Annotated in this window: 17 protein-coding genes; 3 read left to right on the top strand and 14 right to left on the bottom strand. The window is 61.7% G+C overall.

Features of this window, described 5'->3' with window-relative positions:
- The first annotated feature begins 810 nt into the window (after positions 1-810).
- Positions 811-1824 (top strand): DNA-binding protein, encoded by a 1014-nt coding sequence (locus tag ACW9IB_RS11390; protein ID WP_457413694.1) that lies wholly within the window; start codon positions 811-813, stop codon positions 1822-1824.
- An 11-nt stretch (positions 1825-1835) separates the two neighbouring features.
- Complete coding sequence (locus ACW9IB_RS11385) at positions 1836-2264, top strand: type II toxin-antitoxin system death-on-curing family toxin (RefSeq protein ID WP_457413692.1); 429 nt, start codon at positions 1836-1838, stop codon at positions 2262-2264.
- Positions 2265-2519: 255 nt separating this feature from the next.
- Here the strand turns inward: ACW9IB_RS11385 and ACW9IB_RS11380 are convergent, their stop codons facing one another.
- Genes ACW9IB_RS11380 through ACW9IB_RS11370 form a run of 3 tightly spaced genes read right to left on the bottom strand, consistent with a single transcriptional unit; the run spans position 2520 to position 5376 of the window.
- Positions 2520-3125, bottom strand: a complete 606-nt coding sequence (locus tag ACW9IB_RS11380) for a hypothetical protein (RefSeq protein ID WP_457413691.1) — start codon at positions 3123-3125, stop codon at positions 2520-2522.
- Positions 3122-3694: an RNA polymerase sigma factor gene (locus tag ACW9IB_RS11375; protein WP_457413690.1), complete on the bottom strand. Its 573-nt coding sequence runs from the start codon at positions 3692-3694 to the stop codon at positions 3122-3124. The genes ACW9IB_RS11380 and ACW9IB_RS11375 overlap by 4 nt, the downstream gene beginning before the upstream one ends.
- Before the next feature lie 20 nt (positions 3695-3714).
- The gene (locus tag ACW9IB_RS11370; protein ID WP_457413688.1) at positions 3715-5376 is read right to left on the bottom strand and encodes a vWA domain-containing protein; all 1662 of its coding nucleotides are present in this window, start codon (positions 5374-5376) and stop codon (positions 3715-3717) included.
- Positions 5377-5771: 395 nt separating this feature from the next.
- Between ACW9IB_RS11370 and ACW9IB_RS11365 the strand changes: the two genes are divergently transcribed.
- Positions 5772-7274 (top strand): M10 family metallopeptidase C-terminal domain-containing protein, encoded by a 1503-nt coding sequence (locus tag ACW9IB_RS11365; protein WP_457413686.1) that lies wholly within the window; start codon positions 5772-5774, stop codon positions 7272-7274.
- Positions 7275-7322: 48 nt separating this feature from the next.
- Here the strand turns inward: ACW9IB_RS11365 and pgaD are convergent, their stop codons facing one another.
- From pgaD to ACW9IB_RS11310, 11 genes are all read right to left on the bottom strand, one after another.
- Positions 7323-7805, bottom strand: a complete 483-nt coding sequence (gene pgaD / locus ACW9IB_RS11360; protein ID WP_457366554.1) for a poly-beta-1,6-N-acetyl-D-glucosamine biosynthesis protein PgaD — start codon at positions 7803-7805, stop codon at positions 7323-7325.
- Positions 7806-7807: 2 nt separating this feature from the next.
- Complete coding sequence (gene pgaC, locus ACW9IB_RS11355) at positions 7808-9148, bottom strand: poly-beta-1,6-N-acetyl-D-glucosamine synthase (protein ID WP_457366555.1); 1341 nt, start codon at positions 9146-9148, stop codon at positions 7808-7810.
- Between the two features lie 2 nt (positions 9149-9150).
- Positions 9151-11148 carry a poly-beta-1,6-N-acetyl-D-glucosamine N-deacetylase PgaB gene (gene pgaB / locus ACW9IB_RS11350; RefSeq protein WP_457413684.1) on the bottom strand — a complete coding sequence of 666 codons (1998 nt, stop codon included), beginning with the start codon at positions 11146-11148 and terminating at the stop codon, positions 9151-9153.
- Positions 11149-11160: 12 nt separating this feature from the next.
- The gene (gene pgaA / locus ACW9IB_RS11345) at positions 11161-13641 is read right to left on the bottom strand and encodes a poly-beta-1,6 N-acetyl-D-glucosamine export porin PgaA (RefSeq protein ID WP_457413682.1); all 2481 of its coding nucleotides are present in this window, start codon (positions 13639-13641) and stop codon (positions 11161-11163) included.
- A 298-nt stretch (positions 13642-13939) separates the two neighbouring features.
- Positions 13940-15436, bottom strand: a complete 1497-nt coding sequence (locus ACW9IB_RS11340; protein WP_457413680.1) for a YdgA family protein — start codon at positions 15434-15436, stop codon at positions 13940-13942.
- Between the two features lie 148 nt (positions 15437-15584).
- Positions 15585-16217, bottom strand: coding sequence for an NADH:ubiquinone oxidoreductase subunit N (locus ACW9IB_RS11335; RefSeq protein ID WP_457366559.1), 633 nt, complete (start codon positions 16215-16217; stop codon positions 15585-15587).
- A gap of 81 nt (positions 16218-16298) precedes the next feature.
- On the bottom strand, positions 16299-17741 hold the full coding sequence (locus ACW9IB_RS11330) for an efflux transporter outer membrane subunit (RefSeq protein ID WP_457366560.1): 1443 nt from the start codon (positions 17739-17741) through the stop codon (positions 16299-16301).
- Positions 17738-18628 (bottom strand): efflux RND transporter periplasmic adaptor subunit, encoded by an 891-nt coding sequence (locus ACW9IB_RS11325; protein ID WP_457413678.1) that lies wholly within the window; start codon positions 18626-18628, stop codon positions 17738-17740. The genes ACW9IB_RS11330 and ACW9IB_RS11325 overlap by 4 nt, the downstream gene beginning before the upstream one ends.
- A complete protein-coding gene (locus ACW9IB_RS11320) occupies positions 18625-18834 on the bottom strand; it encodes a DUF1656 domain-containing protein (RefSeq protein ID WP_457366562.1) in 210 nt (69 codons plus the stop codon). The genes ACW9IB_RS11325 and ACW9IB_RS11320 overlap by 4 nt, the downstream gene beginning before the upstream one ends.
- Positions 18831-20909 (bottom strand): FUSC family protein, encoded by a 2079-nt coding sequence (locus tag ACW9IB_RS11315; protein WP_457366563.1) that lies wholly within the window; start codon positions 20907-20909, stop codon positions 18831-18833. The genes ACW9IB_RS11320 and ACW9IB_RS11315 overlap by 4 nt, the downstream gene beginning before the upstream one ends.
- A complete protein-coding gene (locus ACW9IB_RS11310; protein ID WP_457413676.1) occupies positions 20906-21316 on the bottom strand; it encodes a MarR family winged helix-turn-helix transcriptional regulator in 411 nt (136 codons plus the stop codon). Before ACW9IB_RS11310 ends, ACW9IB_RS11315 begins: the two co-directional genes overlap by 4 nt.
- Positions 21317-21406: the final 90 nt, after the last annotated feature.

Genomic DNA, 21406 nt, shown 5'->3' with positions numbered 1-21406 from the left:
GGCAAAGTACTTGGCAGACTGCGATCAAGCTGGCGTGGTGCCCCAAGAGAATTTCCTGCTGGACCTACGTTTTCATGACCTTCGGCACTAGGCTACTTGTCGGCTTGCCACCAAACTGCCAAACCTCATCGAGTTAGCCAGCGTGACTGGGCACCGTGAGGTGAACATGCTGAAGCGGTACTACAACATCACTGCGGAGGAATTGGCTGCCAAGCTGGCATGATTTAGGTGGAGCAGAAGAGGTAGCGGGCGCTCTGCGTGTAGTTGCGCGGCCTCGATCAGCCACCCGTAGCAACCGATGACTGCCCACCCAAAGCAGGCCAGCCCGAATGGTTACAGACAACGCTACAAGAACCTTGCTGTTCACATAGAAAAGCCCCGGAGCGCTCACTGGTGGGCTGCCTACTGCATCAAGGAGTACGGCATCACCGCTAGTAGACTCGAAGCTGAGCGAAAGCGGAAAAGCCGCCCGGACTACGTTACTCAAGAGGTCGCTCAGGAGGCCAGAGCTTTCTATGAGGGCGTCAGTGATTGGCTCAATAGCTGATAGCCCTCGGCCAATGATAGGCAGCGCAGATCAATCCGGTGCTGGCTGGTGCCTAACTCTGCTTGCTTTATGCTCGAAGCCCTACCACGAGATCACCCGTGATGCTTGAGAACTCGTCCGAAGGAGGCTTTCTGAGCTGTATACTCTGAGTATGTCCGCGCCTGTGAACGCTAGGCTAACCTCAAACCAAGCTCCATAAAACGCGACCCAGCCAAAGCGCTCTCCACCCTAACGCCATAAAATACTGATTTCAAAGGGATCTCATGGCTACAGATTTAACTACTTCAGCCAAAGAAAGGCAAAACGTGTTGAACAATCGATACGCGCTCGAACACGCGGAGCGCCATCTCGCCCTTGGAGGAGTTAGCTACGATGGAGAAACTGTTTTCACGAAGCAACAGTTGATTGAGCTTTTCGACATCAGTGAAGCCACCATCGAGCGCTACATAACAGGCCATGCAGACGAGCTGAAGGCAAATGGCTACCGCCTTATAAAGGGAAAAAATCTCAAGGATTTCAAAGAGTTAGCTTATGGTACCCTCATCAGCGAGGGTACCAAAACTAGCATTCTGGGATTGTTCACATTCCGGTCACTGTTAAATTTGGCAATGCTATTGACCGAAAGCGAGCAAGCAAAAATCATCCGCTCAAGGGTCCTTGACATTGTGATTGACGTTATGGCGGAGCGCTCAGGTGGCCATACAAAATTTATCAATCAACGAGATCAAGATTACCTTCCTGCCGCCTATCAAGAACACAGTCATCGAGCAGAGTTCACTAACGCGCTTGGGCAATATTTAGACATGGGTCCTGTTAAGTTCGGTTTGTACACGAACAAAATATACCAAGCGATATTCCATGAAAACGCTGCAGAATATAAAAAAGTATTAAAGCTCGCCGAAAAAGACAACATGCGTGAAACTTTGTATGCGGAGGTCATTCGCGCCATTGCTAGCTTCGAGAGTGGTTTAGCTAGTGACATGAAAAATTTCTACGTTCAGCACCAACGAAAGCTAAAACCCTCTGATCTGGACACCTTGATTAAAAATGCTGAAAACAGCCCATATTTGAGGCCGGTCTTGAACGAAGCCCGCACTAAAATGGCCAGCCGAGATCTTTGCTTCAGAGAAGCGCTCCATGAAAAGCTGGAGGCCTATATTCAAGCGGTACCTGAAGGAGACTTTGAGAGGTTTCTCGGCGAGACTAGCAAGTCTCTAGAAGAGCGACTTTCCGACCCAGAGCTGCTAGCAGTATTTAAACGACTGAAAGATCGATAGCGGGAAAACCCATGTTCCTGTATTTTGATGTCAACCACGCAATCGAGGTCCATGACTGGATAATTTTAAATTCAGGAGGAAGGCCGGGAATATTCAATATTGGCAACTTGGAAAGCCCACTCGAACACGTGCAGAATGATGACTACTACCCCTCCATCGAAGAAAAACTTACATTTCTTGTTTATTCGATAAATAAAAACCATGCATTCAATGATGGAAACAAGCGATCATCAATCGCACTAGGTGCATACCTACTAAAACTTAACGGATACGGATATGTCGTACCTGACTTCATTTCCAAGATGGAAAACATTGCTGTGTGGGTTGCGGACAATGTCGTTAACAGGGACCTCCTACACGAACTACTAACCTCAATGATTTATGAGGAAGATTTCTCTGAGGAACTGAAGCTGAAGCTGGTTTCGGCCATTCCTCTATGAAAGCTCCTATGCTTCGCCGCCGCACCGTCTGATTCGGCTTGCATCATTCCGGCTCGCTGGATAACGTAGGGTGACATCAACCGCCTCACCTAGGTGTGACACTGCCCCAAGTATCCAGCGTTGACGCCGCAGAAATGAGCGTGCCATCAGTCGTGGGTTCGAATCCCGCCGGGTGCACCAGATACACACAAAAACGCCCCAAGTCGAAAGACTTGGGGCGTTTTTGTTTGCATGTGGGTAACGCAGCGCGCGGGGTCAGGGTTTGTGCAAGGCTTCCAGCAGTGCGGGCAAGTCTTCCTGCGGGAAGCGTTTGTACAACTCCAGCAGTTGCTCGTCCGCCTGTCGGGCCTGGCCGGCTTCCCGCAGTCTCACAATCTCCTGCAACCCCTGCTCCAGTGAAGGCAGCACCGGTGGGGCGCGTTTGCTGGCTTTGGCGGCGGACTCGTCCGCCAGCGACCCCATGATCTGCGCCTGGGCCGGTGCGCTTTCGGCCTTGGGTGCGACGGCCAGCCGGGCGACCGGGGCAGGGGCGGACATCGGGGGTGGAGCGGGCCGGGCGACGTCTTCGCGCAGCGCGGAGAAGGTCGCGGTGGAGATTTCCGGTTGTGGCACGGGCGAGCGCATGACCACGCCGATCATCAGCGCCAGGCCGGCCACGGTGGCGAATGCCATTTGCCAGCGCGGGCGCTGGCAGGCTTGCAGCCAGCGTTGCCACAGGCTGGGTTGCGGCGCCGGGGCTTCGCGGCGGGCGGTGGCGAGGATGAAGGCGTCGAGGGACGCGGGCGGCTCGCCGGTGCTGTGTTGACGGAAATGCTCGATCAGCAAGTCGTCGGAATCGGGGATGTGTCGGGAGTCGGTCATGCGGGTATCTCCTCGGCCAGCAGGCGGCGCAGTTTCTGCTGGGCGTAACGCAGGCGGCTTTTGACGGTTTCCAGCGGGGCGCCGGTGAGCGCCGCGATTTGCGGGACTTCAAGGTCGCCGTGCAAGCGCAACAGGAAGACTTCGCGCTGGTCCTCGGGCAAGTCCTGCAGCGCGGCCTCGAGCCGCGCCTGGTCGCGGCTCAGGCTCAGTTGCTGTTCGGGGCTCGCCGTATCGTCGGCCTGGGCGTGCAGGTGCTCATCGTAGCTGTCGTGCAGCGGGTTATGCACGCCATGCTTGCGCCAGTGATCGATCAGACGGTTGCGGGCAATCTGGAACAACCATGTGCGAAAACTCGCGCGCCCCTGTGGCTGGGTGCTGCTGCGGATCAGGCTGAGCCAGGTTTCCTGATACACCTCCTCAGCGAGTTCGGCCTTGTTGCTCAAGGACACCAGAAACCGGTACAGGCCCTGGCGATGCCGCGCATACAAGGCTTCGAACGCAGCACCATCGCCGGTTCGGTAGCGGGCCAGCAACGCCTCGTCGCTGGGTGAAACGTCTGGAGCGGGCATATCGATGGCAAACTCCTTGTTCAGTGTGTGGCCGGTGTCTTGAGACTCTGCGCCAGCTCCACCAGTTGCACGAACTCATTGCGCAGCCCGAACGGGTCATCCCCACGGGCCGAGCGCGCCAGCGCGGCGGTGTCTTGCAAGGTCATGCTGCCAGTGTAGCGGCCATCCCCCTTGAGCTGCTGGGCAAACGCGGCCACCGCGGCAGAGAAACGCAAGTCGTCGCTGGCCCGGGCGACGGCATTGCCGATGGGGCGCTCGATCAAGCGACTGTCCCCGCCCACCGCAGGTTTGTAGCGCACACGCAACAGGGCCAGCTCATTGACCTTGCGGTCCGCTGAAGGTGCCGTGGCATAACGCAGCGGCTCCAGCCAGCCCGGCTCGCCTTTCGGAACAATTTCGTACAGCGCCGTCACCGTATGGCCCGCGCCGATTTCACCGGCGTCGACCTTGTCGTTGTTGAAATCCTCACGCTTCAAGGCGCGGTTTTCATAGCCGAGCAAACGGTACTCGCTGACCTGGGCGGGGTTGAATTCCACCTGCAACTTTACATCCCGCGCCACCACCGCCAGGGTCGAACTCAACTGGTCCACCAGCACTTTTCGCGCCTCACGCAGGTTGTCGATGTAGGCGTAGTTGCCGTCCCCCGCGTCAGCCAGTTGCTCCATCAGGTGTTCGTTGTAGTTGTCCACGCCAAACCCGAGGGTGGTCAGGGAAACCCCGCTTTTGCGCTGCCGGGCGGCCATCTGCTTGAGGCTGTCGAAGTCGCTGACCCCCACGTTGAAGTCGCCGTCGGTGGCCAGCAGAATGCGGTTGATGCCCTTGTCGATAAACCCTTCGCGTGCCATCTGATAGGCCAGTTCGATACCGGACGCACCCGCTGTGGCACCGCCGGCGGTCAGTTGATCGATGGCGTTGCGGATCACGGCCTTTTCGCGACCCGAGGTGGGTTTGAGCACTACCCGCGATTCGCCGGCGTACACCACCAGCGACACGCGGTCCTGGTCGCGCAGTTGATCCACCAGCAATTTCAGGGTGCTTTTCACCAGCGGCAAGCCTTCGCGACGATCCATGGAGCCGGACACATCCACCAGGAACACCAGATTGGCCGGTGCCAGGTCGGCCACGGCACGGTCGGAAGCCTTGATGCCAATGCGCAGCAGCCGGGTGTGCGGGTTCCAGGGCGTGGCGGCGACTTCGGTGGTCACGCCAAAGGGCGAGCCGTCGGTGGGCAATGCGTAGTGGTAGGGAAAGTAGTTGACCATTTCCTCCAGTCGCACAGCACCGTCAGGCGGCAGGCTGCCTTGGTTGAGGAAGCGTCTGACGTTGGCGTAGCTGCCGGTGTCGACATCCACGCTGAAGGTCGACACCGGCGTTTCGGCAACGCGATGAACCGGGTTGTCCGGCAGGTTTTCGTATTGCTCGCGAGGTTCGCTGCGATAGTCCATCGCCACCGAGTCCTGCGCCATCAGGCGCGCGGTCATCGGTGCAGGCATCGCCGTGCGCTTGGCCAGTGCGCCTTGCACTGGCACGCTGCTGAGTTCGTAGAGAGGCGCGGCAGGGGCCGGTTCGGCGGGCTTGGCTACATCGCGGGAAGATGACAGCCCGCAACCGGTGAGCGCCACGAGCAAACTAACGGCAAAGCCCTGGACGGCAGGACGCAGAAAGAGCAAGGAACGGGACATGGGCTGAACCTCGTGAATGAAGAGTCTGTTCATGGGTTCAGACGGAGGACGCTAAGACGGCGGGTTAACCGCGTGGATTTTTTCTGGTCAATGTCCGAGAAAAGCTCAGGCACTGTCGGACAGAAGAAAGAACCTTTCAAAACATAAGCAAGCCCATATTTCATGAGCGCCTGGCACTACCGCTCAATACACAGCCGTTGGAGGAAGCGGCCACGCGATGAACATTCCAGCGTCACATCAAAAAATTTCCACACCCTGCCGGTTTTTGCCTGAAAAACCTCTGTCGTTGCAGGCCCGAAGCTCGGGATGCCAGCCTTTCAACCCTGCAAACGGAGCTTGCCTGCACGACACCAACACAAGGAATGCCACGCTAAAAACAACAGGACAATCCTCGTATGTTCATACCCTTTCGGGCCTTCACGCCGTTTCTGCCCATCCTGCAACCCTTCATCCGACCGTTTATCAGCCATCCGGTCTTCCGGCCCTTTATTCAGCCGTTTATCAGCCACCCCTTTGTTCGCCCGCTCGCTCAACCTATAGCCGAGCGATTTAAAAGGGACATCAGTGCCGATCAACCGGCAGTGCGCAACTGGGACGGCCGAGACATCACCCTGCGCCCCGACGACCCGCACATCACCAAAGCCAACCGCAGGTCCTTCGATGAAGAGGGCGCAATCAGGCAGCTCTCGCCGTCACGCACCAAATGGCAGGACCACAATGGTGACGGCAAAACGAGCATTGCTTACTCGTTCCGCAACGGCGGTTTCAATCCTGAACAGCAACGGCAGGCGCGCCTGACGATGCAGTCATGGGCGGACGTGGCCAACCTTGAATTCAATGAAGGGAATGGGCGCGGTGAAGGCCGTCTGTCATTCGGTATTTCCAACTGGGTGCATTCTGCCTACGGAAATGGGCCGGGCAAACACCCTGACGCCGGCGATACCGTCTACAACCCCAACCGCGTCACCCGCCACGACATGGCCCATGAAATCGGCCATTCCCTGGGCCTGGCTCACCCGGGACACTACGATGGTCGGGCTAACGATAACGCCCGCGTCTATGCCCAGGACTCCGTCGCACATACCGTCATGAGCTATTTCAATCCTGAGGTCAGCGGCAAAAAGTGCGGGAATGGCTGGGCAAAACCCGACGCCCCAATGATGGATGACATCGCCGCCATCCAGCGGCTGTACGGCATCAACAAGCAAACCCGCAACGGCGACACCACTTACGGCTTCAATTCCAATACCGAGCGTGACTTTCTCTCGCTCAAAAGCCGCCAGGACCGGGCATTCTTTTGCGTGTGGGACGGCGGCGGCAACGACACCCTGGACTTCTCCGGCTACCACGCCAACCAGACCATCAACCTGAGGGCCGGCTCGTTCTCCGACGTGGGCGGGCTTGAAGGGAATGTATCCATCGCCAGGGGCGTGACGCTGGAAAACGCAATCGGCGGCAAAGGCAACGACGCGCTGATCGGCAATGAAGCGAATAACCGGCTAACGGGCGGTGGCGGCGCCGATCGATTACGCGGCGGCGGCGGCGCCGACACCTTCATCTATGAACAGGCCAGCGACTCGACGCCCGACAAGCCCGACACCCTCATGGACTTCACCAGCGGCACCGACAAGATCGATGTGTCAGGCGCGATGCAGCGCGCCAATACGTCCACCCTCACCTTCACTCAAGCACTGAGCGGCAAGGCCGGTGACAGTGTGCTGGCCTTTGACGCAAGTACAGGGCGCGGCAGCCTGTCCATCGACCTCACCGGAAACGGCCAGGCCGACCTGCTGATCCACACCCACGGGGAGGTGAAGGCCGAGGATATCATCCAGGCCAAAACCGCCTACGCGCGCTTTCGCAGCAGCTATCGATTGAGACGCCCTTGGTGGGCCTGAAAGGCTGACCCGCCTTTCGACGGTCAGGGCTGGGGGCGCAAGCCCGCCTTAGCTGGCATCCTTGTTGCGATCCGGGCCTGGGACCAGTGTCAAACCGGGCTTCTCCACGTCGCGGGACACATGGGATTTCACCTCCGCCACACCGCCCTCCTCGTCGTTGTGGATGACCAGCACACCCGGGCGGCGCAGTTGTTCAAGGTCGCCCTCACCCAGGCTGAAGCTTTCACTCAGGTGCTTGTCGCTGAGCGCCTTGGCCTCGGCACGCCGCTGGGCGAACTTGCGTCCCCGGCGTTGCTGGTAGCGCGCCCAGCTCACCAGGATCACGGCGTTGAGCAGCGCGATCCACAGGTACACCTGCAGGGTATTGAGCGCGGCGAAGATCGGCGCTTCGATGCGCGGGCCACCATGGGTTTCCAGCATCGAACCGATCCCGCGTACCAGCAGCCAGATGAGCCCGGCCCAGGCCATCAGGGTCAACAGCACGTCGATGAGCCACATCACCTTACGTTGGCGAGTTCTGACCAGTTTCATGATCACGCGTCCTCTTCAGCAGGTTTGATGCCACGGTCGGGGCTGACCCAGCGCGCGCGTTTCTGATGCTGGTTGAACAGCACCTTGGGAAAACTGACCAGGGTAGTAAACAGGCTGACCAGCCAGAACACCATCGGATACCACACGGTCCAGAACAGGGTTTTCCACAGGTCCTTTTCGTAACGCCGGTCAATCAGGATGCTCACCGCGAACTGCACCAGGCACACCATCGCCAACACCAAACCGGTGAACGCCGGCGGCACCAGCGAGTCCACGGCAATCGCCTGGGGCAGCGGGATGAATTTGCCCACGCCCCAGAAAATCACCGACAGCAGGAACGTGAAGGCCCACCCGGTGGACAGGCAGTATTCGAACAGCAGCGGCCACAGGTAACGGTGACGCCACTGCCAGATACCGCGAATGTTCTTGAACAGCACTTCGGCGCCGCCCTGGGCCCAGCGCAGGCGCTGTTTCCACAGGCCGCCGACGGTTTCCGGCATCAGGATCCAGCACAGGGCGCGCGGCTCATAGAAGATCGCCCAGTGATCGAGCTGCAGCTTCCAACTGACATCGATGTCCTCGGTGATCATGTCGGTGCTCCAGTAGTCGATGCGGTCCAGCGCCTTTTTACGGAACGCCACCACCACACCGGACACCGTGAAGATCCGCCCGAACACCCGCTGGGTACGCTTGATCAAGCCGATGATCGACGAGAATTCACCCACCTGCACCCGGCCGATCAGGGTCGAGCGCGTGCGGATGCGCGGGTTGCCGGTCACGGCGCCGAGGCGCGGGTTATCGAGCATCGGCGCGACCATATAAGCCGCCGCGTTTTTATCCAGCAACGCATCGCCATCGATGCACACCAGGTACTCGCTGCGCGCCGCCACCGCGCCCATGCGCAGGGCTACCGCCTTGCCCTGGTTCTGCGCCAGGTGCAACACGCGCAGGCGCGGATTCTCCAACGCCAGGGCATCGAGTACCGCAGCGGTGTTGTCCTTGGAGCCGTCGTTCACCGCGATCACTTCGACGTTCGGGTACAGCTGGCCCAGCGCTGCATGGATGGTGTCGGCGGCGTTATCGCCCTCGTTGTAGCAAGGGATGATGATCGAGATCAGCGGGTTGCCGGCCAGGGTCGGCGCCGGGGTGTCTTCTTTCCAGGGCCAGTGGCGCTCCCAGTGCAGCCAGAAGTACAGGCCACCGGCAATCCACAGCGCCGACATGAACAACGGGTAGAAAAACACGAAGTCCATCAGGAACTGCCCGGTCACCAGGAAGATCAGGCCCAGCGGCACACCCAACACCAGGGCCAACACGAATAAAGCCAGGATTCTGTCGAACATGGTCATGGGTTCCATTGGTTGGAAAGGGCCGGACGCACTGTCTTCAGGTCCGGGGAATTTTCCAGGAAGTTATCCGGGTAGTAGCCGAAACTCCTGACCCCCTGGCGTTTGAGCACACCCATCCATTCAGCCATTTGCCTGGCATCGATATCCGGCGCCGCTTGGGTCCGCCAGTCTTTGGCTTGCAGTTCGAAGACCGTACGTTCCATCGCGCCCGGACGCTGTTTGACCGTCGCCACCAGGCGCTCCAGCCAGGCATTGGAGTTGCTGTACTCCTGACCTTCCATCAGCGGCATGGCCATGGGCGCGGTCCAGTCGTAGGTCTGGAGGAAATCATCCAGGTTCTGCGCGAACCAGGTTTCGCTGCCGGGGTTGAGCATCGGCTCGGCGAAGATATTGCGCGCCGTCTGCACCTGCGGCCCACCGATGGCGCGGACCTTGGCGGTCAGCTCATTGGTGAAGTCGATCAGGTAGCGACTCTTGAAGCGGGTCCAGCGTTGCATCACGGCCGGGTCAGCGCGCAGGGCCTCGATGGTGCTCGGCAGGCCGTTGGCGGCATAGGCCTTGAGCGCCGCCGGGCTGGCATCTTCAAAGTCATTGAACACCGCATCGTCGTGGTACAGCACTCCGTCGATGGCGTTGTTGCGGGCCAGGTCCTCGTAGATCTCGCCGATGATCTTGCGCACCTGCGGATCAAACGGTGACAGGCGTTTGTACTGGTCCGGGTCGAGGCCGACCTGGCCGGTCTGCGGGTCCCAGCGCGTCACGCGTGGCAGCTTGGGGTCGAGGGCGAAACTGAGCACCGGCATCCAGGCATACACCGCAGCATGGGCGCGGGTGTGCAATTGCCAGGAGACGCGGTTGAACAGGTCGGCGCGTACCGGCAGATGGCGGTTGGGGAAGTACAGTTCATGCACCAGGCCATCCCCCTTGGGGTCGGCGAAGGCTTGCAGGAACACGGTGCCCGCGCCCATGTCCACCACGCGCTGCACCAGTACGTCCAGGTTGCGCGCCTGTTGGGCCGGGTCCGGATCGTAGACGTTGTCCAGGTCCACATGCAGCACGCGCAACGGGGCCTTGGCCTGTACCACCACCATGCTGTTGGCGAAATGCTCGCCATCCGGGTCGGAGGCCACCAGGAAGCGTGGGCTGTTCATCAGGTCACTGGAACTGTCGAGGCCGTCTTCCAGGGTCAGGGCCATCTGGTAGCCCTGCTCGCCCACGATCGCCAGCGACGTGCCCTTGGCGGCGCCGTAAGGCCATACCCACACGCGGGGTTTCTTGCCAGTGACGTTCTGGATTTTTTGAGTGATCGCCACCACATCGGCACGCATCCGCGCATCGAACTGGGCCTGGCTTTCATAGCGCCCCGTGGCCGGGTCAAACCGCAGCGACGTCGCCGCCGGTTCCAGGTTGCCCTGGGGGTTGGCCAGGATGCCGGTGTGACTGGCATCGGTGTGCGCGGCGATTTCCACCAGGCCCGACTGAGACACCTCGCGGATCTGCTGCCAGGTCAGGAACTCGCCACGGGGCCGAGGCTGGCCGGCGAAGTCCACGGGTTTGTTCAGGGGCGTGTCGATCCAGTACCCCACCGGCGCCAGCAAGGCCGGCCAGTGGTAGGCGCGCAGGATCGGCATCACCCGGGTGTAGAAGCTCGAATAGCCGTCGTCGAAGCTGAGCATGATGGCTTTGGGCGGCAGCGCCGGACCACCGTTGCGGGCCGCCAGGATCTGGTCGACGCTGACCGCCTGGTAGCCGTTTTCGCGCAACCAGGCCAGTTGCTCGATCAGACGCTCGGTGCGCACCGCTACCACCGCCTGATCGGGGTCGCGATCCTCGACGTCGTGGTAGGCAATGCCCAGGAAATGGTTTTTCGGCCACGCCAGTTCGTTGGCCGGTGTGGGCCGCTCGGCGGGAGGCGTGAAAGGCGCGGGCTGCTGGGCACAGGCACTGGCCAGCAATACGCCCAGAATCAACAAGCAACGGCTGAGGACGGTCATGGTCAGGCTCTTCTAGAAACGGTAAGTGAGGTCGACGAGCAGGCGCAGATCGCGTTCGCGATCACCGTCGTAGGGTCGGCTGATCAGGCTCAGGTTGGCGCCGGCTTCCAGTACATCGTTCCACCGGAAGCGCTGGCCGTAGCCCACCAGGCCAATGCCGCCCGTGGAGTAATCCTGCTGGCTATACGTCCCCGCGCCGATCTGGAACTGCTGACTCCACTGGGTCTCGTAGCGGTGATAAAGCACATGGTTGACGTTGATCACGGGCAGCACGGTGAAGTCCGACTTCGGATTGAAGTACACCGTGTCTTCCTTGCTGTTGCGGCTAGCCCCCACTTCCAGGCCCAGGTCCACCTGGACTTTCGGCGAGCTGTAGAGGCCCTCGCGGCCACTGAGCAGGGCTTCGAAGCGGTCGTTGCCGTCACTGAAATGGGAGGGGCTGAGGGTCAGTTTCCACTCGCGGCTTTCGTTGGCGCGCCAGCGGATGAAAGCGCTGCCGCCGTTGGCCGTGACACCGTCATTCAACGCCCGCAGCGGTGTGGTGGACAGCAGGTAGCCAAGGCTGCCGCCGTATTGCCAGTTGTCGTTGATGTCGCGGGCAATCGACACCGCAGCGCCTTGTTTGGAGCCATCGCCATAGGAGTGGTTGGACACCTCGGCTTCAATGGTCATGTCGCGGGTGCGCCGCTCCACGCCCACCGTCTGCCAACGGTGCTGGCCGGTGCCTTCTTCGAAATCGGCACGGGCATAACCGGCGCCGGCGAACAGGCGCCAGTCTTCGTCGATGGGCGGCGTGTAGATCCGGCTTTCGATGCCCCAGTCGCGGCTGCCCGAGACGGCGCCCGCATCGCCATTGTTGCCGCCGCCGAAGCTTTTGCCGGTGTAGGCCTCGACACGCAGCTCAGCCATGTCGTGCACGTCGCGCAGACGGCTGAGGCGTTGCACCTGGCGGTTGTCCGGGTTGCGGGCGAGCACGTCATCGGTGAGCAGGTCGAGTTGGCGCCACTCCTGCAGGTCCATGGCGGTGTAGGCCTGGTTCACTTCCAGGCCGATATCGCGCGGGGCCTGGGCTTCGGTTTCCTTGAGCACACCTTCGGCGCGCCGTGGCCAATCGCGGGCGCGGTACATGTCGGCCTGGGCCAGGCGCAGGCCAACGTTACCCGGGGCCTTTTGCACCAGCGCCTCCAGCCCCGCTTCGCTGGCGGGCAGGTCGGCGCCATAGGTGCCGGCCTGGGCGGCCAGTTGTTGGGCGTCCATCCAGTTGTCATTCGGGTTGCCGATGGGCAGGCCCTTGAGTTCGACGCGGGGTTGCTGCTCCTTGGCCAAATTGTTGGCCACTTCACGGGCCTGCTCCACCTTGTCGCTCTCCAGCAAGGCGTAGAACAACGCCGTGCTGTCATCGACCCGGTAACTGGCGTCGGCATCCGGGGCGGTCAGCACCTGGCGGTACAGCGGCTCGGCTTTTTCCGGTTGACGCTGGTCCAGATAGGACGCCGCCACCCAGCGCAAGGCGTACGTGGGCAATTGCACGCCTTCGCCGTTGAGGGTCTGGTACTCGCGAATCACCTCGGCAGTGCGCGCCCGTGCCTTGAGGGCGCCCAGGCGGTCGATGCGCCAGCGCACCACGTCGTCATGGGCGCTGGGGTCCGGGGTCCAGCGGGCGAGCAGCTTGTCGTAGTCTTGCAGGGCGCGGTCGGCGATCACATAGCGCTCCTGCTCGGTGCGCGTGGCGAACTCGGCCATGCGCACACGCTCGGCCGCCAGGTCGCCTTCCAGGCGGCGCTGGGTGACCGCATCTAGCAGGCCCGGGCGCTTGGCCGACAGGCGCAGCGCCGGTTCCGGCAGGCGGGCCTTTTGCAGCGCGACGATGTATTCACGGGCGACTTCGGGTTTATCGCCGGCCCGGATGAAGGCCTGGTCGAATTCGAACAGCGCGTCATAGTTCAGGCCCGCGCGGGTCAGGGCGTAGCCCAGGGCCATGCGCCGGTTGGGGTCGTTCGGGTTGGCCGCCACCAACGCACGGGTGCGTTGCACGGCTTCATTGGCCTGGCCGCCGTCGGCCTGCGTGAGGGCCAGGCCCAGTTGCAGGTCGACATTGTTCGGTTCACGCAACAGCGCCTGACGATAGACCGCCGAGGCCTGGGCCCACTGCTTCTGGTTGCGATAGGTACGCGCGACCGTGGCAAGCGCCTGGGTGCTCAAATTGCGATGTTTACCCTGGGCCTCGTACACCTTCAGCACTTCGGCGTCCTGGCCCGCCCAGCCGGCAATCACCAGATGATCGCTGATCTGGCCGGGCGTCTGGCGTTCCGGGGAGAGCTGGCGCAGTTGGGTCAGCGCGGGGGTGTAGTTGCCGTTGCGCGCCTGAATGATCAGGGCGTCATAGGCGGGATCGGCCGAAGCGAAGGCGGGCATCAGCAGCTGGCTGCACAAGGCTGCCCCGATGAGCAGTCGTAACCGGCCTGTCGCACTGAGTGGTAGGTTTCGCAGCATCGTGAGCTTCCTTACACACGGAAAGCTGTAACGATAGGTGGTCCTGAGCGATTTGCATCAGGGCGTCGGCGTCTCGTGACCCGACCCAGCTTTCCTGTAGGAACTATCCCCGATGAGCGTGCGAAAAAGGTCAATTCAGAACAATTGTTCAGAATTGACCAGCCGGACGAAAAAACCAATGCGGGAGCGCAGTTGCCGGCGATAACGGGGCTGCAACCGACGGCCTCGTCGGTTACTTGACCCTTATCGCAGGCAGCTGCGCTCCCGCATTATTTATTTCCGGAAGATGGCGAAATCCTTACTGCGCGCCGCCCACCGCACCCGCCTTGGCCATGACAAACCCGATGAATTGCTCCACGGTCATCTTCTGGCCGTTGAACGTCACCTCATTGTTGGCGTAGTGCAGCTTGGAGACGACATCGTTGCCGACCACGGTGGCCAACTGCGTGCCCACGGCAACACCGCTGACCATTTCACTGGCCATCTTCGATTGCTGTTCGATGGCTTTAGGGTCGGTGACGCCACCGGCCTGCGCTTGCAGGGCCGCCACGTCGGCGATCATCGGTTTGGACAGGGTCAGGTTGGCATCCAGCAACGCGATGACCTGCTTGCCCAGCTCGACCGGAGGCAGTTCCATGGTCGCCGGCTTGGTCAGGTCCACCACCAGGTTGAACTTGCTTTCACCGTGGGCGGTTTTCAGCGACAGGTTTTCCAGGTTCACCTGCGGCTTGGCGGCCAACAACTGGTTGATATTGGTCTCGGCCAGGGTCTGCTCGGCTTCGGTCAACTGCAATTCCGGCACCGGCTGACCCGCAGCGGCAGCGGCTTGCACCGGCTGCATCTTGTCCTGATAAAGCTTGGTCAGCACCAGGCCCGAGGGCACATCGATGTTCTTCACGCTGACCGACAGGGCGGCCGACCCGACCGGCTTGCCCTGGTAACCGATCTCGTCGATCTTGTAGTCGACGCGGCCAGCCATGGCGTTGTCTTTGGTTTCGCTGGAGTCCTTCTGTTCGAAGCCCTTGAGCGAAATCACGTCTTGCTTCACGCCGACGGTGAATTTGGCGTCGGTGAGTTCAACGGTGTTCTGCCCGGTGTAGAAGCCGAAGGTGGATTTTTCCAGGTTGCTGGCGATGGTCAGGCCGGCCAGGTCTGCGGCGAACGGCACACCTTCAGCATCGACCGCGCTCACTTTGAGGCTGTTCATGTAGCCGTCGGCCTTGACCTTCTGGCCTTCGGCGGTGCTGTCGAAGTCCAGGTTGGCGCCGGAGAAGCTCACGCTGGACTTGTCGTCCTTGAACTCCAGCGGCAGCAGTTCAACATTGCCGGTGACCGAGCGGCTGTAGCCGATATTGGCCACGCCCTTGAGCGGCGACACGTCTTTGCTGGCGGCGAACCATTTTTCGGTGGTGGCGTTCTTTTCCAGCGAATAGTGACTGGTAGCCATGACCGGCAGCCACTTCAGCGACACCAGACGCGAGAACGGCAGCGGACCGTGCTCGATATGGTCGACGAACAGCAGTTCCGGGTTCGGGTTATCTGCGCCGAACACCGACCCTTGCGCCTTCACCCGGTAGTGGGCAGTGCTGCTGAACAGGCCACGGTCCAGGGACACCAGTTCCAGGGTCACGCGGCCGTCGACACCGGCCATGGAGCGTTGCAGCTCCTTGTTGGCATCCTGAACCGCGTTTTGCAGTACCGGTTCCAGCTGCTTGCCGGTGTACCAGGCACCGCCTGCACTGACGACGCCCACGGCGACAACAAAACCCAAGAGAACAACGGCTGGCTTATTCATGAAGTGACCTGATCAAATCCTGTGAGAAGTGGGCTGTCTTCCTTGAACCCCCGAGGAGGTTGGCTCAAGCCCGCCAAAAGCGGAGGAAGATTAGCACTGGCAGCCGCGAACGGCCCAGCTTTTCAGAGGGGTCAGGTCTATCGTTGGTTCACGAGTATTCCAATTCGATTTCATCGAGCTGGTGATCGAAACTCTTCAGGCGCGCCGTCCAGGTGTACACCAGCACCTCAAACTCGCGGTGTATCACGGCATTGCCCGGGGTATCGGCCTTGGGGTCGCAGAAGTCGAGTTGATAGCGCTCGCGGGCCATTTGCGTGGCAACGTCAGACAACTCCCGCGCGTTATTCAGCCAATGCCTGCCGTCGGCGACTTGCTGGTCCAGGGCCACGCATTGTTTTTTCAGGGCTTCGAGACTCTTTTCCAGGGGCGTGCCGGTGAGCTCGCCCATGACTTCCTGGAAGGTGCGCCCAGGCTGCCAGTAACTGCCCCAGAAATAGCGGTCGAACACGGTTTCGACACGGCGCAGCGCGACCTTGGTGTCCCAGATCGCCACCCGCGTCTTGCCTTGTTCGAGGAGTTTTTTCTTCACCCGTTGGTTTTGGTACGACGCCCAGGCCACCACACCGATGGACAGGGTGCCGATCACTGCGCAGGCGCTGTCGAGAAACACCATCGCCTTGTCGATTTGATGCGCCAGCATGACGCCGTAGAAATAAGTCGCCGACAACAACACCAGTGCGAAGAACACGCACCAGAAAGCGGGAGCATAAGGGTTTTTCATTATTGGAATCCCCATGAGCAAACGCGAACGTTGACCGACGGGCCATCACGGGAGCCCGCCAGTCAAAGCATAGCCATTTGCTCAGGGTTTGCTGGCCGGTGCGGGTGGCGTTCGTCCGCTTTCCCAACCGCCGCCCAGGGCGAGGAACAAATCGATCTGGCTCATGGCGACCTGGGTGTTGGCCGCCGCCAGTTGCGCCCGCATGCTGGTGTGGGTGCCGGTGGCTTGCAGGTCGGCCAGGAATGAGGCGCGACCCGCCTGGTAGAAGCGGTGCGTCTGCTCGGAAGCCTGCTCGGCGGATGCTTCGGCCTCGGCCAATGCATCGCGGCGCTGCAACAATGCGCTGTATTGCGCCAGGCCGGTCTGGGTCTCGCGGATCGCGTTGAGCACCACCCCGTCGAAATGCGCCAGGGCGCCCTGGGTCGCGGCTTCGGCCTCGTGGATGCGCGCGCGGGCGCCGTTGGTCGGCACCGACCAACTGATCAGCGGGCCAAAGCCCCAGCGATTGGTCGGCGCAGTGCCCAGGTCATCGAGAATACCGACGGTCGCCACCGTGGCGCCGATGCTGATGTCCGGGTACAGCGCGCCGGTGGCTACGCCGATGCGCGCGGTGGCGGCGGCGAGCTGGCGTTCGGCCTGGCGCACGTCGGGGCGACGCTTGAGCAACGCGGCACCGTCGCCCACCGGCAGCAATTGAGCGATGTGGGGCAATTCGGCACACGCCCCGGTGCCCGCCGGCAACTGATCCACCGGCTTGGCCAGCAGCATCGACAAACGGAACAAGCCGGCCTGGCGCTCGGCTTCGTAGCGCGGCATATCGGCAAGCAGGGATTTGTATTGGGTCTGCGAGCGGGTGACCTGGGTTTCATCGCCCCGCCCGGCATCGCGCAGGCGCTGGGTGAGGCGCGTGCTTTCGGCTTGCAGGTCCAGGGAGTGCTGGGCGATGGCCCGCTCTTCGTTGGCCGCGCACACCTGGGTGTAGGCGCGTACGACATCCGCCACCAGGGTGATACGCGCTGTATCGGCGGCAGCCTGGGTCGCATCGGCACTCGCCTGAGCGCCTTCGATGCCGCGCTGCAAGGTGCCGAACAGATCGAACTGATAGGAGGTGGTGATACCGGCGCTGCCAATGTTGGTGACCGGGACTTTTTCCGAAAGCAAAAACGCCTCGCCGGATTCCTGCAGGCGCTGCACTTCGGCCTTGGCACCGGCGCTCCAGCCGCCGGCGGACTCGGCCTGCTGCACTTGGTAACGCGCGCGTTGCAGGTTGGCGGCGGCCACACGCAGGTCGGTGTTGGACGCCAGAGCCTGGCGCACCAGCTCATCCACACGCGGGTCGTTGTAAAGCTTCCACCAGTCCGCCGGGACCGGCGCCGACACCACGTTTTTGCCGTCGACCGTCAGTTGCCCTTGCAGGTCGCCGCGCTTCACGGCGGCCTGCTGCGGCAACTGATAGTCCGGGCCGACCACTTGGCACGCCGACAATAACAACCCCAGCGCGGCGGTTGCCCAGAGTTGTTTCATGGCTGGGCTCCGTCGTTGGCCTTGTCGCCGATGATCGACACGGTGGCCGTGCGCCCGGCAATCATGCGGAAGTCTGCCGGCACGTCGTCGAATGCGATGCGCACCGGAATCCGCTGGGCCAGGCGCACCCAACTGAACGCCGGGTTGACGTTGGGCAGCAGGTTGGAACCGCTGCTGCGGTCGCGGTCTTCGATGCCGGCGACGATGCTTTGTACGTGGCCGCGCAGGCGGGCATTGTCACCGATCACGCGGATATCCACGGCCATGCCGACGTGAATGCCGTCGAGCTTGGTTTCTTCGAAATAGCCGTCGATATGGAAGGAGTTGCTGTCCACCACCGACAGCACCGGGTGCCCGGCGGTGACGAACTCCTGGGCGCGCGGCGCACGATCGTTGACATAACCGTCCACGGGGCTGCGGATCACCGAGCGGTCGAGGTTGAGTTGGGCGGAATCCACAGTCACCTGGGCCTCGGCCAGGGCCGATTGTGCGCGGGCAACCCGCGACTGGCTTTCTTCCAGCTGCTCACTGGGCACCAGGTTGCCCAGGCCCCGGTTGCGCTTGTACTCACGCTGGGCCTGGGCCAGGGTTTCCTGGCGATCGGCCACGGCAGCCTGGACCTGACGCAGCGCCAGCTTGAAGCGGTCCTGGTCGACGGCGAACAGCACCTGGCCCTTGGTCACCGGCTGGTTGTCGCGCACGTCCACTTGCTGGATCAGCCCGGACACGTCCGGGGCGACTTGCACGATGTCGGCACGGATGTGCCCGTCACGGGTCCAGGGCGCGAACATGTAGTACATGACCATGCGCCACACCACGACCACCGCAAAGATCACGATCAGCAGCGTGAGGACCACACGGCCGATGGTCAAAAAAGGTTTTTTCATGTCATCAGGTATCGACTGAGTGAGTCCACGGCGCCCAGCAACAGCGCGTAGAGCCCCACATTGAACAATGCCCGGTGCCAGACCAGGCGGTAGAAGTGGACGCGGTTCAACAACCCGTGCACCACCAGGAACAACACGTACGTAATGCCCATCAGCACCAGCAGCGTGGGCAGGAACACCCCGCTGATATCCAGATCACCGATCATAAAGGCGCTCCATCGGGTAGCGGCGCTTGCACCTCGGCGCCGCCAATAAACTCCACGCCCGGCAACAACGACAGGCGCAAACCGGCCAGCGCGTGCAGCAGGTGCAGGCGGGTATCGTCTTCGTCTTGCAAGCCCTGGCCGTTGAGGGCGCGGCGTGTGCGGTCCAGGGTCATCAGCAGACCGCCAGGCGCGGGCAAGCGTTCGCCCGCCTTGAGGCACGCCTTGAAGTAGCCGCCCACCCCTTCCACCACCTGGTTGAGCAACACCCGGGGCACACCAAGGATACGAGGCGAGTAGGCCAGCAGGTCGAGCAGGTTCAGCGCCACGCGCAAATCGCGCAGGGCGGTGCCGGTGTCCTGGTTGATGAGGGCCAGGCGCGGCAAATGCTGCATCAGGCGGTCGAGCATCTGCGCGGCCAGGTGCCGGTGTTCGGCCAGGGTCGCAGGCTCGGTGAGGCCGACGATGTCGTGCCAGCTGAACCGGGTCAGGCGCTTGGCCGCCAGTTCGGCGCCGAAGGGCCGTGCGATGAGCGTCCACACGAAGGCGAACAACAGGCCCACCGGCCCGGCCAGGTTGACGTTGGCGAAGTTGAGGAAGTCCGCGTCATAGGCGCCCTGGATGCTGATGAACGACGAGGTGTTCACCAGCGTCAGCAGCATGCCCAGGTAAAAACGCGGCTGTACCGTGAGCGTGCCGATGCAGATGAACGGCACGGCGAACACCAGCACCAGCATCGGGAAATCGTGCAGGTTGGGCAGCACCAGGAACAGATACAGACTGGCGAATACCACTGACATCGCGGTCCAGAAAAAGAACCGGTAGATCTGCGGCGCGGGGTCGTCCATGGTCGCGAAAAAACTGCAGGCGATGGCGGCGAGGATCACGGCGCTGCCGCCGTCGGTCCAGCCCAACAGAATCCACAGCACCGAGGCGACGATGATGGCGCTGACCGTGGAGAACGCCGAATAGAACATCAGGCCACGGTCGAGAAACGGCGTGAGCCGGCCCAGCCGCCAGTGGCGATACACCGCGCGCCAGGTGTCCTGGCTTTCGCACTGGATGGCGGCTTGCAGGCTGCGGCAGTCCTGCCACAGGTCGATCCATTCGCCCAGGCGATAGAGCGCATTGGAGAACAACAGCGTGTGGCGATCATCCAGCGCCTCGCCCTCGGGTTGCAGGGCATCGACCTGGTCACGCAGGGCGCGCCAGCGCTCCAGAGGTGCTTGTTCAGTGGTGCTTTCCAGCCATTGGGCGGTCGCTTCCAGCAGCGGCGTGATCCGCTCCAGGAACTCCGGCGCGCGGTGCTCGATGGCGAACAGCGCATCGTCGAGCGCATCCACTACCGGCAGCAGGTGGATCATGCGCCCGCGCAGTTCCTTGGTGTTGCGTACCGTCTGGGGCCGCGCGCCTTCGTGGGGCAATTGGCCGATCATCAATTCGAGGGTGTTGAAGGTCGCGACCATGCCGCTGCGCAAGGTGCTGATCTCTTCGGGCGCCACATTGCGCGTGATGAAGCGTTGGCTGTAGACCTGGGCGTCGGCAAACCACTTGGTCACCGAGTCGTCGAACACCGGCATCAGGCGACGCGGCCAGAACATCGCACCGACCACCGCCGCCACGGCGATGCCGAGGAAGATTTCTTCGGTACGTGCTTCGGCCACATCCCACACAGCCAACGGGTTATCCACCACCGGCAAGGCAATCAGCGGCAAGGTGTAACCCGCCAGCATCAGGGCGTAGTTGTTGGCGGTGCGCAGGTGCATCGACAGGAACAGCAGGATGCCCGTCCACAACGCAATCACCACCACCAGCACGTAGGGCGACTGCACGAACATCGGCACGAAAAGCACCGCCGCCGCCGCGCCCATCAAGGTGCCGGCGGCGCGGTACAGCGCCTTGGAACTGGTGGGCCCGACAAACGGGCTGGAGACGATGTACACGGTGGCCATCGCCCAATACGGACGCGGCATTTGCATGAGCAGGGCGATATACAACGCGATCATCGACGCGGCGAATGTACGTACCCCGTAGAACCAGTCGCGGGCTGGCGGCATGCCGGTAAAAAATCCGTTCACAGCATTGCCGCCTCGAACGCACGCAGCACACGCAGAGCGGCTTCCAGATCGGCAGGTGCGATGTCCGCCAGGACGTCCTTGCGCAGGCGCACCAGCTGCACTTCCACCGCCTGCACCAACTCACGGCCACGTTCGGTGAGGCTCAAGGCCTTGGCGCGACGGTCGTGGATATCTTCGGTGCGGCACACGTAGCCGCCGGCGCAGAGCTGATCCAGCAGACGCACCAGCGACGGGCTTTCCATCCCCGACGCCTGCGCCACTTTCACCTGATGCACACCGTCGCCCAGGCGGCCGATCATCAACAACGGCACGGCGCAGGCTTCGGAGATGCCATAGCTCACCAGCGTGGTCTGGCAGATTTTGCGCCAGTTACGGGCGCCCACCACCATGCTGCTGCTGAGGTTCATCTGGAGTTGTTCGAGGGTCTGAGGCACTGGATAGTTCGCATACAGTTAGTTTGCTAACTATCAATATGGTGCATGGATCCAATGCCGTCA

Source organism: Pseudomonas sp. SDO524_S393, from assembly GCF_054071875.1.
The sequence above is the reverse complement of the archived record's forward strand: the minus strand, read 5'-3'. Positions and strand labels throughout refer to the sequence as shown.